The following is a 13,651-nucleotide window of genomic DNA, read 5'->3' on the forward strand; positions in this document are numbered from 1 at the left end:
TCAGAGAGTTATGACTACTTTTCCAGCATGGCCTTTATCCGCGCAACCGCCTCCATGGCGTCCCTGGCGTAGAGGTCGGCTCCGATCTGGTCGGCGTATTCCTGGGTCACCACCGCTCCCCCAACCATGGTGAAGGTGCGGATCCCGGCAGCCTTCAGCCGCGCTATGACGTTCTCCATCTCGGTCATGGTGGTGGTCATGAGGGCCGAAAGTCCCACGGCATCGACGGCCAACTCCTGGGCCTGTGCCACGATTCTGTCGGCGGCCACGTTCTTGCCCAGGTCGATCACCTCGAAGCCGTGGTTTTCCAGGAGCGTGCAGACGATATTCTTGCCGATGTCGTGGATGTCCCCCTCCACCGTGGCCATAAGGATCTTTCCCCGGCTGGCAGCAGGGGCCCCCTTCATGGCCTCCTTGAGGCGGCCGAAGGCGGCCTGCATGGTCTCGGCCGACTGCATCACCTGGGGGAGGAAGACGAGATTCTTCTCGAAGCGGCGTCCCACCTCCTCAAGGCCGGGGAGGAGTCCCTCGCCACTCACCTGGAGCGGTTCGAGGCCGGCGCCGAAGGCCTCTTCCACCAGTGCCACGATGTTCTCCCGGTCGCCGGTGATGACGGCCCGCTTCAGCCGCTCGCGGATGTCGAGGGCCTCGCCGGCTGCGGCGGGTTCGGGAACAGCCGCGGCAGTCCCGGCATAGGCGGCGATGTAGGCAGCGGCGGAAGGGTCACGGTTCAGGAGCACCATGGCAGAGCGCCAGGCGGCCATCATCTCCTCTTCCTTGGGATTGACGATGGCGGCGTCGAGCCCCGCGGCGAGGGCCATGGCGAAGAAGGCCGACGAGATAAGGGGGCGGCGGGGGAGGCCGAAGGAGATATTGCTGACTCCAAGGACGGTGCCGCAACCGAGTTCCTCCTTCACGAGCCGCACCGCCCGCAGGGTCTCCATGGCCCGTTTCTGCTCGGCGCTCACGGTGAGGGTCAGGCAGTCGATCACCACGTCATTGCGGGGGATGCCGAGCCCTTCCGCCGCGGCCACGATCCGCTCCGCAACGGCCAGGCGCCCCTCGGCGGTCTCGGGGATGCCGGTTTCGTCCAGAGCCAGGCCGATGACGGCGGCGCCGTACTTCTTCACCAGTGGGAGAACCCGATCGATGCTTTTTGTCTCGCCGTTCACGGAGTTGACGAGTACCTTGCCGTCGGCCGCCTTGAGCCCCCGTTCCAAGGCAGCCGGATCGGAGGAGTCGAGGACAATGGGGACGCCGACGCTCCCGGTGACACAGAATACCGCCCGTTCCATGGCGGCGGGCTCGTCGATCCCCGGGGTACCCACGTTGACATCGAGGAGGTGGGCGCCGGCAGCCACCTGCTCCATGGCCTCGCGGCGAATGGTGGAGATTTTCCCCTCCCGCAGTTCCTGGGCAAAGACCTTCTTGCCGGTGGGATTGATCCGCTCGCCGATGATGGCGGTGGGGCGGCCGCCGCCCAGGGGAACCACGCCGGTGCGGCTCGAAAGGTACGTGACACCGGCCGGCGGGCCGCAGTCGCGCCACGTCTGGTCGCGGCTCGCCAGGGCCTCCTTGATGGCCCGGATGTGAGCCGGCGTGGTGCCGCAGCAGCCGCCGATAACCCGGACGTTCAGCTCCAGCATCCGGTCGTGGAAGGCGGTCATGTCGTCAGGGGTGCCGGGGAAGACGGTCTTGCCGTCCACCAGCTTCGGGAGCCCCGCGTTGGCCTGGGAGATGAGGGGCAGCCGCGTCACACCCCGCATGGCCCCCATGACGGCGCAGATGCCGTCGGGGCCGAGGCCGCAGTTGGAGCCGACGATGTCGGCCCCGGCCGCCGCCAGGGTCACGGCCGCCGCCTCGGGCGAGGTGCCGAGGACGGTGCGCCCCTCGTTGTCGAAGGTGAGCTGGGCGATGATGGGAATCGTGGGGGAGAGCTCCCGGATGGCGATGACCGCCGCCCGGATCTCCTTGATGTCGAGGAAGGTCTCCAGGGTTATGAGGTCGACTCCCGCGTCGATGAGGGCTGCGGCCTGCTCCCGGAAAAAGGCGGCCATGGCGTCGAAGGTCACCTCTCCCACCGGCTCCACGAAGAGCCCCGTGGGTCCCATGGAGGCGGCCACGTAGGCCCGGTCACCACAGACCTCCCGGGCGATCTCCACGGCCCGGGCATTGATCTCGCGAACCTTTGCCTCCAGGCCGAAGTGCTCCAGCTTGGGGCGGGTGCCGCCGAAGGTGTTGGTGACGATGATGTCGGCCCCCGCCTCCAGGTACTCCCGGTGGACGCCGGCCACCACGTCGGACAGGGTGAGGTTCAGCTCCTCCGGGGACTGGCCGGGGCGCAGGCCCCGCTCCTGGAGCATGGTTCCCATGGCCCCGTCGAGAACGAGGACCCGTTCTTTTATCGCCTGCAGGAAGGAAATTTTCATGGCGTCGTCACCTTTTCTTGGTTCTTTTCCAGGGAAAAATCAGGAGTAATGGGGAGGCGCAGGTCCAGGTGCCCCGTGAGGGTCTCCGCCTCCGCACCGTCGATCAAAAACTTCACCCCCTTGATCTGGGGATAGTTGAGACAAATGGTATTGACCACCGAGTAGACCGCGGCCATTTCGGCGGAACTCCCCCCCGGCAGACCCGCCAACAACTCCCGGCCGAAGTCGACCACGGCCGTCTCTCCCTCGATCCGCACGTCATGGACAACGGCGTTCGGCGGGAGGGTCGGGTGAAGGTCCCCGACCGGGCCATTGGCCACCTCGTCCACGAGGGACCGGACACATTCGGGCAGGACTTCGCAGGCGGTCACCTGCCGCCCCTCGCGGCCAAGCCCCTCGCCGTCAGGGGTGGCGAAAAAGAGAGTCACCTGGACAGTGCCGGCAGGTTTCGGCTCGGGCCGGGTCGTGGGAAGGTCGCGGCTCTCCCGGTACTTGCCGAAAATCAGGACGCCGAGGATAATCGCCGCGATGAGGAAGGCAGCGAGCACGATCTGCTCCCTGCCGTGGGGCTTGGTTCGTTTCATGGGCTTCTATCCCTTCTCCGCGTCAAGGCTTACCTGATAGACGTCGCCGAGCCTGCCGCCGAGGAACCGGTTGCCGACCCGGATAAACCCCGCCGGCACGTCGGACACGAAGTAGTGGTGGTTTCCCTGCTCGGAGCTGGGGCGCAGGAGATCGCGCCCCCGGAGGATTTCGGCCACGGTGCGGGCCGTCTCCTCGGCCGAGTCCACAAGCTTCACATCCTCGCCGATGGTCTCGCCGATGACCCTCTTGAGAAGGGGATAGTGGGTGCAGCCGAGAACCAGGGTGTCGACCCCCGCCTCCCGCAAACCCGTCAGGTAGATGCGGGCTGTGAGGTGCGCCACCTCGTTGTCGGTCCACCCTTCTTCGGCCAATGGAACGAAGAGGGGGCAGGCCCGGGTCACCACCTCCACCTCGGGATTGATCCGCTTGATGGCCTTGGCATAGGCGCTGCTCCGGATGGTCCCTTCGGTGCCGATGACGCCGATCTTGCCGCTGCGGGTCACGGAAGCAGCCCGGCGGGCGCCCGGCTCAATGACGCCGACCACAGGGATGGAAAGGGTCTGCTGCAGGGCCTCGAGGGCGCAGGCCGACGCAGTGTTGCAGGCCACCACGAGGAGCTTGATGTCGCGGTGAACAAGGAACGAGGCGATTTCGAGGCTGTAGCGGGTGACGGTTTCCGGGGACTTGGTCCCGTAGGGAACCCGGGCCGTGTCGCCGAAATAGATGGTGTCCTCCTGGGGGAGGGCCTTGATGATCTCCTTGAGGACGGTGAGGCCGCCGACCCCCGAGTCAAAGATGCCGATGGCTTTCCAGGGCAAGGTTTCTTCTCCGCGCGCCCCCGGAGTGTCCGGAAACGGCCGGTGCTTTCGGTTGTTGGAATAATGAAAAATGTATATACTAGGTGAGCCGCTGGGCAAATGTCAAGGCATTTGCCCTTGCGCAACGGCTGCGCGAATGCTTCATTTTCCGATAAAAATCTGCTATATAGAGAAATCACGGCACCAACCAAAATCCGTCGGGAGCCCCCATGGAAAAACAGGAAATGCTCAACAAGGGGAAGGAAGTTCTCACCCCCTTCGAGACCCAGAACATCGTCGCCTTCGTGAAGAACCTCACCCTCAAGGGGGCCATGGAGAACCCATGGATCATCGGCATCTTCGTGATTCTGGTTTTTTATGCCGTTGTCAAGCGCTCGAAGGCAGTCCTGGCGTTTCTCTTCGCCGTCATCTCCATCACGTTTCTGATCCGCTTGACCCTCCCCACGGGCGGAGGGAACGAGCTTTCCCTCGGCTCCACCCTCCCCTTCGCCTTCGGCGGGCTCGTGATCGGCGGGTTCCTCATCTATTTCCTCTTCATCAAATCGGAGTAGCCCCCCGTGCACCGTGTCGGCTTTACCACCACCATCCCGCTGGAGGTGATCCTCGCAGCGGGAAAGATCCCCGTGGACCTGAACAACGTCTTCATCACCAGCCCCCGGAGCCACCAGCTCATCGAGGAGGCTGAGGTGGACGGGTTCCCACGCAGCACCTGCGGCTGGATCAAGGGGATCTACGCATCGGTTCTCGAAGAAGGGATCAAGGAACTGGTGGCCGTGACCGAGGGGGACTGCAGCAATACCCGGGCCCTCATGGAGGTGCTTTCCCTCAAGGGGGTGGAGACGGTTCCCTTTGCCTACCCCCACGATCGGGATGCCGAGAGCGTCCGCTTCGAGATCGAGAAGCTCATGCGCCACTTCGGGGTGGGATGGGACGCGGTGAACCTCTCCCGGGAGCGCCTGGGGCGTATCCGGCGGAAGGTACGGGAACTCGACCGGCTCACCTGGGAGGAGAACCGGGTAACCGGCGCCGAGAACCACTACTACCAGGTATGCACCTCGGACATGAACAGCGACCCGGACCGTTTCGAGGCCGATGTGGACGCCTTCCTGGCCGAGGCCCGGGCCCGCAAGCCCTTCAATGACACGCTGCGGCTCGCCTACATCGGCGTCCCCCCCATCTTCGACGACCTCTACCAGTTCACGGAGAGCCTGGGGGCACGGGTGGTATTCAACGAGACCCAGCGCCAATTCGCCATGCCCTACGACACGCCGGACATGGTGGAGCAGTACCGGACCTACACCTATCCCTACGACATCTTCCATCGCCTCGCCGACATCCTCATGGAACTGGAGCGGCGCAAGGTGGACGCCGTCATCCACTATGTCCAGTCGTTCTGCTTCCGGCAGATCGAGGACATGATCGTTCGCCAGAAGGTGCCGCTCCCCATCCTGACCCTGGAGGGGGACAAGCCGACAGCGCTGGACGCCCGCACGAAAATCCGGATCGAGGGATTCCTCGAAATGCTGGCAGGGTAACGCACCATGCAGATCGGCATAGATTTGGGGAGCAGAAAGGCCAAGTTCGCACTCCTGGACGGGGAGCGGATCCTGCGGCTAGCAGACCACGACACGGTCACCTTCTACAAGCGCTACGGCCGGCTTGCGGGAGATGAACTGGAACTGGACCTGGCGGCCAGCGGCATCTTTACCCCCGACGAGCTGGCCGGGGCCACGGTGGTGGTCACCGGTTACGGCCGCAACACCCTCGCCCTCAGGGGGGCGCGGATCATCTCGGAGATCCGGGCCCACGTGGCCGGAGCGCTCCTCCAGACGGGGCTTCGGGACTTTACCCTCCTGGACATGGGGGGGCAGGACACCAAGGTGGCGCTGGTGCGGGGGGAAAAGCTCACCGACTTCGTCATGAACGACAAGTGCGCCGCCTCCAGCGGCCGCTACCTGGAAAACATGGCGGCAATCCTTGAGCTGTCCCTCGACGAGCTCTCCCTCCACTGGGAGGATCCGGTCAAGCTCGACGCCACCTGCGGCATCTTCGGCGAATCGGAGCTCATCGGCCAGATCCTCCGGGGGCACCCCGTGGAGCGGCTCTGCGCCGGGGTGAACCAGACCCTGGTCAAACGGGTCATGCCGATGCTCAAGCGGTTTGCATCGGAGACCGTCGTCCTCACCGGCGGCGTGGCCCGAAACCGGGGAGTAGTCCGGCTGCTGGAAAAAGAAACGGGACTCGCGGTGGTCGTGCCGGAGCATCCCCAGCACAACGGCGCAATCGGCTGCGCATTTATGGGAACTGGGAACTGACTAGTCCCGGATTTTGGAGGTTTCATGAAGCTGGCAAAGAAAGACTGGTTCTTCATCATTCTCATCATCGCCGTATTCGGCACCTTCTGGGCCATCTCCGGCGAGGTCAAGACCAAGAAAGTCCCTTACAACGACAGCCACAAGCGGTTCTATGATGCTTTCAACAGCGGTGCCTCAAAGATCGACCTCGACGCTCAATGCCCGTCGTGCCACTTCGAAGGCCCCGGCGGCGTCCCCTTCCCCAAGGAGCACCCGGTAAAGCCGGCCGACGGCCCCATGCGCTGCCTCTTCTGCCACAAGTTCAAGGAAGCGAAGTAGCCACCGGACCATGGGGGGACAGGTTCTCAACCTAACCGGTGAACTGGAACGGCTCGTGGCCCACGTGACGGGCCACGTCGCCGAACTTGCCCACATCGATCCGGGCCGGATACTCCTCTGCATCTCCTCCACCCGGGGCGGCGGCATCCGGGGCACCTACGCAAAGATCCACCCCCTGCGGTTCCCCGGAGGGACGAAGACCTGCCAGCGGCGGCGGGGACGACACACCTACCTGAGCACCATGCCGTCGGTCGCCCACCGGGGAAGGGAAATCCTCTACGTCATCTACTTCCTGGTTCCCCGTTTCTTCGACCTCACCCTCCGGGAGAAGCTTGTCACCGTTTTCCACGAACTCTACCACATCTCCCCTTCCTTCGACGGCGACATCCGCCGCTTTGCCGGCCGCAATTACGCCCACGGCAGCTCCACCAGGAAGTACAACGCCCACATGGGAGCGCTCGTGGACGCCTACCTGGCAGACCACGGGAAGCCGGAGCTCCTCGCCTTTCTCGACGGCACCCTCGCGGAACTCCGGGGCCGGCACCGCACCATCGTGGGGAGGCGGTTCCGCATTCCCCTGATCCGGACGGAACGCCGTTGAGGGGCAACGAAAAAAGTTCAAGATTTCGGTGCGGCGGACGAAAAGAATGTAAGCAGTCACTAACACCAAAGGAGTACCAGCCATGGCAATCGGATGGCGCGACGACCTCCTGACCGGGGTCGAAGAGATCGACACCCAGCACAAGGAGCTGTTCAGGCGGTTTGACGACCTGCTGAATGCCTGCAACGAGGGGAAGGGAAACGAAGAAGTGCTCCGGCTCTTCACGTTCCTGGACGAGTACGTGGTGACCCACTTCACCGCCGAGGAGCGGATCATGCGCCTGTGCGGCTACCGGGACTACCTGGAGCACAAGCAGCAGCACCAGGGGTTCGTCCGCAGGCTCGAAGAACTGAAGCGACAATTCCGGGACGAGGGGGCCGGCCTGACGCTGGTCATCTCCACGAACAGGATGATGATCGAGTGGCTCACCCGCCACATCGACAAAATGGATAAGGAGATCGCCGCCCACTTCGGGACGTAGAAACGCGGATACCACCCTCAGGAACCATTCCCTCCTGCCCTGTCCGACGCACCCATAGCAACGAAAGGCGGGGAGTCATCCCCCGCCTTTCGTCCAACCAATTCATTCCGGATGCAAAGGTGAACCAGGAACAGAAACCTCCCCGTCACTCATAGTAATTGGGAGCGCCCATGTCTGGCGCCCCCTGCCCCCCCTGCCGCGGATTCTTCGGGAAGGTATGGCTGCGGACAAAGAGGTTGTCGGCGGTCTTGCCGGTGTTCGGCATGTACTTCTCGACGGTGTATGAGGAATCGTGACATGAGCCGCAGGCGTCCTTGGCAACCTTCTTCAGCTTTCCCTTGCCGCCATGGGGCGAGTGGCAGGTGATGCACGACATGACCCCCTTCTTGTAGTGGGATGACTGGATAAAGCCCTGGTACTGCTGGTGGTGCTTGGCTTCATCATAGTAGCCGTTTGACTTGGCGTGCTCGTCAACCTTGAAGAGCCCCTTCAGATCGCCGGCATACTCCTTGTCAAACGGGTTGCCGGGCTGGACCCTGGGGATGGCGACATGCTCGGGGTACCACTTCGTCCAATCATCGCCGCCCGGAAGGTCTCCCCGAGTTTGGGTGCAGGGAAATCCTCCCGGGGATTTCCCTGGGCGGTCTTCCACTGCTCGTTGTCAAGACGGATGTGGCAGTAGCCGCAGAGCAGGGACTGGGCCTTGACGTCGACGTTGGCCGGATTGAAGATATCCTTCTTCTTTTTCGATCTGGCATGCTTGGCGCCGGGGCCATGACAGGCCTCACAACCGACGCCGAACTCGACGAATTCGCTCTTCAGGGTCTTGCCCGCCTTGTCGTCGTAGGCGGTGATCCGATAGCCCGTTGAATGGCAGGTGGCACACTGGGTGTTCCAGTCGTTCTTCTGGCCGTACTTCTCCCATTTGCCGGTCAGCCGGTTGAACTGCATGTTCATGAACTGCAGATTGCCGGTCTCTTCGTTTTTCACCAGGTAGCGCTGCTTCCAGCGGGAGCCCACCACATACTGGACATCCTCCAGCTTGTATGCTTTCCCCGTTACGTTCCCCACCGCCGGCCCCGGGTTTGCGCCGTCGCCGGCCCATTTCTCGACGGCCTCCTTCAGGATGCCCCCCTTCCTGGGCATGACGATCTTGCTGTGGAAGGTCTTTTTCCAGCTGTCGTACTCAATCTTGTGGCACTTCCTGCACTGCTCGGAACCGACGAACTCGCTTTTCGGCCCGGCCTTCTTGGCCTGTTGACCGGCCTGAACCGATCCTGCCCCCGCGCACAGTGTCGCGGAGAGGACAACCCCCACCACCGGCAGCATGATTCCCCCGCGCATGACGTACCTCCTTTTTTTAGTGGCCTGCTTTTGTATACGCATGGCGCGATACAATCCGGGCCAGTTCCTCGGCCGAGCGGGTCACGTCCTCCATGGACCGCTCGGTCTGGCCGAACTGCCCGCCCCCCGGAATATCCGCAGAGTCCGAGACACATAAAAAAACACGATTCACGAAATTTATACTCAAGAACTGCGACTTCAGCCCGATATATGACTATATGAAATCTCAAAGGAGGTGCCTGACCATGAGACTCTCAACGGCAACACTGGCACTGGCGTTTCTGCTGGCCGCGCCGCTTCTGGCCGCAGCCGAGAGCGGCTGCATCTCGTGCCACACGAGCGACGCAGCCATCAAGGCGCTCTTCGCGCCCCCGAAGGATACCCATTCCGAAGGCGAGGGCTGAGCGGGGGCGCCTCCGCCGGTCAAGGCGGATGAACTGTACAAGGGGTTCCTGGTGGACCGGGCACTTCTGGAGAAGGACCCCCACTTCGCCGAGGGGTGCGCCTTCTGCCACAAAGGCAACGAAAAGGTGAAGGACAAGGATGCGGCCCACAAAGGTCTCGTGAAGCGGCCGTCGGACGACCTGACCCTCTGCGGCCGGTGCCATGGGGAAATCGCCAAGAGGTACGGGGCCTCGCTCCACTATACCACCAGCGGCCTGAAGCATGGCGTCTCCCCCCGCTTCTCGGCGTCGGAGAAGAAAATCTTCAACGAAAAGGTCTTCCCCAAGGCGTGCAACAGCTGCCACGCCACTTGCGGTGACTGTCACGTGAAGAGCCCGGTCATCGGCGGGGTGAATATGGGTCTCATCAAGGGACACGCTTTTGTGCGCAAGGACGAGGGGAAAACCTGCGCCCTCTGCCACGGCGGCCGGGTCTATCCCGAGTTCACCGGCGAGTATGGCGGCACCCCCGATGTCCACTACCAGAAGGGGATGATCTGCCTCGACTGCCACAGGCAGAACGAGCTCCACGGCGACGGCACCACCGCCCTGTCGCGGCACGAAGTGAAGGGGCGCCCTGCCTGCATCGGCTGCCACCCTGCCGGCAGCGAGAAGAGCGACAAATCCCGGGCGGCCCACGGCCCCCATGCCGGCAAGCTCAGCTGCGCCTCCTGCCACTCCGGCGCCCCCTACCGCAACTGCACTGACTGCCACCTGGGAGCGGGAGCCACGGCAAAACCCGGCTTCATCCTCGGCAAGAATCCACGGAACCCGAAGGAGGTCACCACCCTGCGGGTGATCCCCACCGTGCGGGACACCTTCAAGAATGCCGGCATCGCCATGGAGAGCTACGACGCCCTCCCCAACTACTGGCCATCGGCGCCCCACAACATCAAGAAGCGGACCGAGCGGACCCGGTCCTGCGACGTCTGCCACAGGGACCAGAAGGATTTTCTGACGGAAAAGACTCTCATCAAGGACGGCTCGACGGCAAACCGGAGCCTCATCCACACCCCCAGGAAACTGGAAAACCAGGAGGAAAAGAAATGAAACACCCGAAACTTTTCGCGCTGATGCTGGCGGCCATCCTCTGCCTCCCCGCCATGCTCCTGGCCCGGGAGATCCCCGCCGTGGTCTCCACCGACTGGCTCGAGAAGAACCTCGCCAACCCTGACCTGAAGGTGATCGACATCCGAAAACTTGAAGAGTACAAGGCCGGCCACATTCCCGGGGCGGTCAACGTCTTTTACGGCAGCTGGGCCGTGAAGACCCCGGATTTCGACAACGAGCTGCCGGCCGACGACGACCTCCTCGACATCGTCAACGGCGCCGGCCTCACCCCGAAATCGCTCATCGTCGTGGCCGGCAAGGTGGACAACCCCACCGAGCAGGCCAACAACACCCGGGTCGCCTGGACCCTCCGCTACGCAGGTTTCGGGAACGTGGCGTTTCTGGACGGCGGCTATAACCAGTGGAGCGCCGAGAAGAAACCCCTCTCCACCGATGCGGTGGTGGTGAAGGCCGCTGACAACAAGCCCGCCTTTGCAAAGCAGATAAAGGCCGACAAGGAGCAGGTGCTGGCCAAGCGGGAAAAGGCAGTCCTCGTGGATGCCCGACTCCCGGAGTTCTTCTTCGGTGCGGCAAAATTCCCCTTCGTGGAGCGCCCGGGACGGATCAAGGGTGCGGTAAACCTCCCCACGGCCTGGCTCTTCACCAAGGAAGGGACCCTGCGCCCCGCCGATGAGATCACGGCCATGGCGGCCGGCGTCGTGGGCACGGACACCGGCAGGGAGATCGTTGTCTACTGCGATACCGGCCGGCTTGCTTCGGCCTGGTGGTTCGTCCTTTCCGAAACGCTCGGCTACAAAAACGTATCAATGTACGACGGTTCTTCCCAGGAATTCTCCCGCGACATCCGTTTCCCCCTGGAGAAATTCACTTGGAAGTGATCACTCCCTTCTTCATGTCGCTTCGCCGGCGGGCGGGTCCACGGACCCGCCCGCTGCCGTTTGGGGTGTCCTGACCTGTCCGTGAAAACAGTTGCGGCATCCCCGTGCGAACGATAGAATCAGCAGGAAATCAATCCCCTATCCACCGGCTTCACCCCGGGATTCCCATGCGCATCCTGATCATCGAAGACGAAAGAAAGGCCGCCGCTTACCTCCAGAAGGGATTCACGGAGAACGGCTTCACGGCCGACACGGCCGCCAGCGGCGAGGATGGCCTCCACCTGGCCCGTACCGAAGCCTATGACCTGATCATCCTCGACATCATGCTCCCCGGCCGGGACGGCTGGTCGGTGCTGGAGGAGCTGCGGGCCGGCGGAAGCGAGGTGCCGGTCATCTACCTGTCGGCCCGGGACGCGGTCCAGGACCGGGTGCGGGGCCTGGAGCTGGGAGCCGACGACTACCTGGTGAAGCCCTTCGCCTTCTCGGAACTGCTGGCCCGGACCCGCACCATCCTCCGCCGGGGGCCGGCGCGCCAGCCGGAGCGGCTTCGGGCCCATGACCTGGAGATGGATCTCGTGGGTCACAAGGCCCGGCGGGGAGTGACCCCCCTCGATCTAACCGCCAAGGAGTTTCTGCTCCTGTCACTCCTGCTCCGCCGCAAGGGGGAAGTTCTCTCCCGCACCCTCATCGCCGAGCAGGTCTGGGGGATCAACTTCGACAGCGACACCAACATCGTCGACGTGGCCATCCGCCGGCTGCGGCGCAAGGTGGACGACCCTTTCGAGCGCAAACTGATCCAGACCGTCCGCGGAGCAGGCTATGTCCTTGACGATGCATGATGGAACCCGCCCCGGGACGCTCTCCCTCACCGCGCGGCTCGCCATCCTTTCCACCCTCGCCACCACCGGCGTCCTCATCTTCGCCATCGTCTTCCAGTTCCTCGCCCTGGTGGACGACCTGGAGTTCGAGGACAACGACTTCATCATCGAAAAAATACGGGTAATCGAGGCAATCATCACCCGGCACCCCGACGACAGAGCCCATCTTGAGCAGGAAGTCCACTGGGAAGGGACCATGCGGGAAGAGACCCGGTATCTGGTCCGCATCGTCGACCGCCAGGAGAATGAGGTCATGGAGACACGGGGAATGGACCGCATGGCCCCCGCCGGCGTGTTCCCCCCGCCGGCCCGGGACACCCAGGCCATCGGTCGGGGGAAAAAGCTCCGGGGGCCTGAAGGACGCACCTTCCTGGTAAACGCCGCCTGGACAGGGGAGGTGAATGCCCCGGGCTCCCGCCTTATCCAGGTGGCCCTCGACGTGACCGAAGAAGAGGAGTTGCTGGAAGGGTACAAACAGAAGATGGCCTTCGTATTCCTGGCCGGCCTCTTCCTCTCGGCCGGGCTCAGCGTGGTAGTGGTCAGGCGGGGTCTGCGCCCCCTGGCCGAGATCACCGCAACGGCCGGCCGCATCGACGTGACGAACCTCAACGAGCGGATCGACGCCCGGGTATGGCCCCGGGAGTTGGCCCGCTTCGCCGCCGCCTTCGACGGGATGCTCGACCGGCTCGAAGCCTCCTTCGACCGGCTCGCCGATTCCTCCGCCAACCTGGCCCACGAGATCCGGACCCCCATCAACATCCTGCGGGGCGAGGCGGAGGTGGCCCTCTCCCGCGCCCGCGCACCCGAAGAGTACCGGCGGGTCATCGAGTCGAGCCTGGAAGAGTACGAGCGCCTCTCGCGGCTCATCGACAACATCCTCTTCCTGGCCCGGGCCGAGCAGCGCATCGAGCCGATCCCCCTGGACGCGGGGCGTGAACTGGAACTGCTCCAGGACTACTACGGCACCCTGGCCGAGGAGAAGGGAATCGCCATCTCATGCAGCGGGGGAGGACAGCTCCTGGCCGACCCGCTCCTCTTCCAGCGGGCCGTCGGGAACCTCCTCTCAAACGCCATCCGCTACACTCCCGGCGGGGGAACGATCACCATCACCCTCACCCGGGACGCCGACGGCGGCACCCGCCTCACCGTCACCGACTCCGGCAACGGTATCGTGCCGGACGACCTCCCCCGGGTCTTCGACCGCTTCTACCGCAGCAATGAGGCCCGCACCCTGAACACCGAAGGAACCGGACTCGGCCTTGCCATCGTCCGGTCCATCATGGAGCTCCACCGGGGGAGTGTTGCGATATCCAGCGAGCCGGGCCGGGGGACCTCCGTAATGCTGCGGTTTCCGCCCCCCGCATAGGATTCCGTCACCACTGAAAGTACCGGAGGGGGGGGCTCTCCCTCCTGCCACCTCACATCCCCCATTCCCACTGAAGATGACGAAATTGTCATCTTCCCGTCATGGTCCGGTCAGGTTCCCGCGG

The 13,651-nt window shown here is 63.7% G+C and carries 16 protein-coding genes; 11 read left to right on the forward strand and 5 right to left on the reverse strand.

Annotation, left to right across the window (positions count from 1 at the left end):
• Nucleotides 1-14 precede the first annotated feature (14 nt).
• From RCH91_RS16445 to murI, 3 genes are read right to left on the reverse strand one after another with little or no spacing between them, the layout of a single operon-like run.
• On the reverse strand, nucleotides 15-2,429 hold the full coding sequence (locus RCH91_RS16445; protein ID WP_306536078.1) for a homocysteine S-methyltransferase family protein: 2,415 nt from the start codon (nucleotides 2,427-2,429) through the stop codon (nucleotides 15-17).
• A complete protein-coding gene (locus RCH91_RS16450; protein ID WP_306536079.1) occupies nucleotides 2,426-3,013 on the reverse strand; it encodes a GerMN domain-containing protein in 588 nt (195 codons plus the stop codon). The genes RCH91_RS16445 and RCH91_RS16450 overlap by 4 nt, the downstream gene beginning before the upstream one ends.
• A 6-nt stretch (nucleotides 3,014-3,019) precedes the next feature.
• Entirely contained in the window at nucleotides 3,020-3,832 is an 813-nt protein-coding gene (gene murI, locus RCH91_RS16455) for a glutamate racemase (protein WP_306536080.1), read from the reverse strand.
• Nucleotides 3,833-4,041: 209 nt separating this feature from the next.
• On the opposite strand from murI, the gene RCH91_RS16460 reads away from it, so the two are divergent.
• From RCH91_RS16460 to RCH91_RS16485, 6 genes are all read left to right on the forward strand, one after another.
• Nucleotides 4,042-4,383: a hypothetical protein gene (locus RCH91_RS16460; RefSeq protein ID WP_306536081.1), complete on the forward strand. Its 342-nt coding sequence runs from the start codon at nucleotides 4,042-4,044 to the stop codon at nucleotides 4,381-4,383.
• Between the two features lie 6 nt (nucleotides 4,384-4,389).
• Nucleotides 4,390-5,367, forward strand: a complete 978-nt coding sequence (locus tag RCH91_RS16465; protein ID WP_306536082.1) for a 2-hydroxyacyl-CoA dehydratase — start codon at nucleotides 4,390-4,392, stop codon at nucleotides 5,365-5,367.
• A 6-nt stretch (nucleotides 5,368-5,373) separates the two neighbouring features.
• Nucleotides 5,374-6,147 (forward strand): acyl-CoA dehydratase activase, encoded by a 774-nt coding sequence (locus tag RCH91_RS16470; RefSeq protein ID WP_306536083.1) that lies wholly within the window; start codon nucleotides 5,374-5,376, stop codon nucleotides 6,145-6,147.
• A gap of 24 nt (nucleotides 6,148-6,171) precedes the next feature.
• The gene (locus tag RCH91_RS16475) at nucleotides 6,172-6,465 is read left to right on the forward strand and encodes a cytochrome C (protein ID WP_306536085.1); all 294 of its coding nucleotides are present in this window, start codon (nucleotides 6,172-6,174) and stop codon (nucleotides 6,463-6,465) included.
• Nucleotides 6,466-6,475: 10 nt separating this feature from the next.
• Complete coding sequence (locus RCH91_RS16480) at nucleotides 6,476-7,066, forward strand: putative metallopeptidase (protein ID WP_306536087.1); 591 nt, start codon at nucleotides 6,476-6,478, stop codon at nucleotides 7,064-7,066.
• An 82-nt stretch (nucleotides 7,067-7,148) separates the two neighbouring features.
• Nucleotides 7,149-7,547: a bacteriohemerythrin gene (locus RCH91_RS16485; protein ID WP_306536088.1), complete on the forward strand. Its 399-nt coding sequence runs from the start codon at nucleotides 7,149-7,151 to the stop codon at nucleotides 7,545-7,547.
• Between the two features lie 145 nt (nucleotides 7,548-7,692).
• Here RCH91_RS16485 and RCH91_RS16490 read toward each other — a convergent pair whose 3' ends face one another.
• Both RCH91_RS16490 and RCH91_RS16495 read right to left on the reverse strand, forming a co-directional pair.
• The gene (locus RCH91_RS16490) at nucleotides 7,693-7,923 is read right to left on the reverse strand and encodes a cytochrome c3 family protein (protein ID WP_306536089.1); all 231 of its coding nucleotides are present in this window, start codon (nucleotides 7,921-7,923) and stop codon (nucleotides 7,693-7,695) included.
• 113 nt (nucleotides 7,924-8,036) lie between these two features.
• Entirely contained in the window at nucleotides 8,037-8,891 is an 855-nt protein-coding gene (locus tag RCH91_RS16495) for a multiheme c-type cytochrome (RefSeq protein WP_306536091.1), read from the reverse strand.
• 245 nt (nucleotides 8,892-9,136) lie between these two features.
• Between RCH91_RS16495 and RCH91_RS16500 the strand changes: the two genes are divergently transcribed.
• From RCH91_RS16500 to RCH91_RS16520, 5 genes are all read left to right on the forward strand, one after another.
• Entirely contained in the window at nucleotides 9,137-9,295 is a 159-nt protein-coding gene (locus tag RCH91_RS16500; RefSeq protein ID WP_306536092.1) for a hypothetical protein, read from the forward strand.
• A 51-nt stretch (nucleotides 9,296-9,346) separates the two neighbouring features.
• Entirely contained in the window at nucleotides 9,347-10,384 is a 1,038-nt protein-coding gene (locus RCH91_RS16505; RefSeq protein ID WP_306536094.1) for a cytochrome c3 family protein, read from the forward strand.
• A complete protein-coding gene (locus RCH91_RS16510; RefSeq protein WP_306536095.1) occupies nucleotides 10,381-11,283 on the forward strand; it encodes a sulfurtransferase in 903 nt (300 codons plus the stop codon). The genes RCH91_RS16505 and RCH91_RS16510 overlap by 4 nt, the downstream gene beginning before the upstream one ends.
• A gap of 167 nt (nucleotides 11,284-11,450) precedes the next feature.
• Nucleotides 11,451-12,122: a heavy metal response regulator transcription factor gene (locus tag RCH91_RS16515; RefSeq protein WP_306536096.1), complete on the forward strand. Its 672-nt coding sequence runs from the start codon at nucleotides 11,451-11,453 to the stop codon at nucleotides 12,120-12,122.
• Nucleotides 12,103-13,527 (forward strand): heavy metal sensor histidine kinase, encoded by a 1,425-nt coding sequence (locus RCH91_RS16520; RefSeq protein WP_306536097.1) that lies wholly within the window; start codon nucleotides 12,103-12,105, stop codon nucleotides 13,525-13,527. Before RCH91_RS16515 ends, RCH91_RS16520 begins: the two co-directional genes overlap by 20 nt.
• The last annotated feature ends 124 nt before the right edge of the window (nucleotides 13,528-13,651 follow it).

The sequence above is a fragment of the Geobacter sp. genome (genome assembly GCF_030834625.1).
Lineage (GTDB): Bacteria > Desulfobacterota > Desulfuromonadia > Geobacterales > Geobacteraceae > Geobacter.

What these genes read in the sequence shown, in the direction of transcription:
- RCH91_RS16445 (WP_306536078.1), bottom strand. Translation starts at nt 2,429, where the DNA reads ATGAAAATTTCCTTCCTGCAGGCGATAAAAGAACGGGTCCTCGTTCTC.
- RCH91_RS16485 (WP_306536088.1), top strand. Translation starts at nt 7,149, where the DNA reads ATGGCAATCGGATGGCGCGACGACCTCCTGACCGGGGTCGAAGAGATC.
- RCH91_RS16475 (WP_306536085.1), top strand. Translation starts at nt 6,172, where the DNA reads ATGAAGCTGGCAAAGAAAGACTGGTTCTTCATCATTCTCATCATCGCC.
- RCH91_RS16510 (WP_306536095.1), top strand. Translation starts at nt 10,381, where the DNA reads ATGAAACACCCGAAACTTTTCGCGCTGATGCTGGCGGCCATCCTCTGC.
- RCH91_RS16480 (WP_306536087.1), top strand. Translation starts at nt 6,476, where the DNA reads ATGGGGGGACAGGTTCTCAACCTAACCGGTGAACTGGAACGGCTCGTG.
- RCH91_RS16495 (WP_306536091.1), bottom strand. Translation starts at nt 8,891, where the DNA reads ATGCGCGGGGGAATCATGCTGCCGGTGGTGGGGGTTGTCCTCTCCGCG.
- RCH91_RS16450 (WP_306536079.1), bottom strand. Translation starts at nt 3,013, where the DNA reads ATGAAACGAACCAAGCCCCACGGCAGGGAGCAGATCGTGCTCGCTGCC.
- RCH91_RS16515 (WP_306536096.1), top strand. Translation starts at nt 11,451, where the DNA reads ATGCGCATCCTGATCATCGAAGACGAAAGAAAGGCCGCCGCTTACCTC.
- RCH91_RS16470 (WP_306536083.1), top strand. Translation starts at nt 5,374, where the DNA reads ATGCAGATCGGCATAGATTTGGGGAGCAGAAAGGCCAAGTTCGCACTC.
- RCH91_RS16520 (WP_306536097.1), top strand. Translation starts at nt 12,103, where the DNA reads ATGTCCTTGACGATGCATGATGGAACCCGCCCCGGGACGCTCTCCCTC.
- RCH91_RS16460 (WP_306536081.1), top strand. Translation starts at nt 4,042, where the DNA reads ATGGAAAAACAGGAAATGCTCAACAAGGGGAAGGAAGTTCTCACCCCC.
- RCH91_RS16490 (WP_306536089.1), bottom strand. Translation starts at nt 7,923, where the DNA reads ATGTCGTGCATCACCTGCCACTCGCCCCATGGCGGCAAGGGAAAGCTG.
- RCH91_RS16500 (WP_306536092.1), top strand. Translation starts at nt 9,137, where the DNA reads ATGAGACTCTCAACGGCAACACTGGCACTGGCGTTTCTGCTGGCCGCG.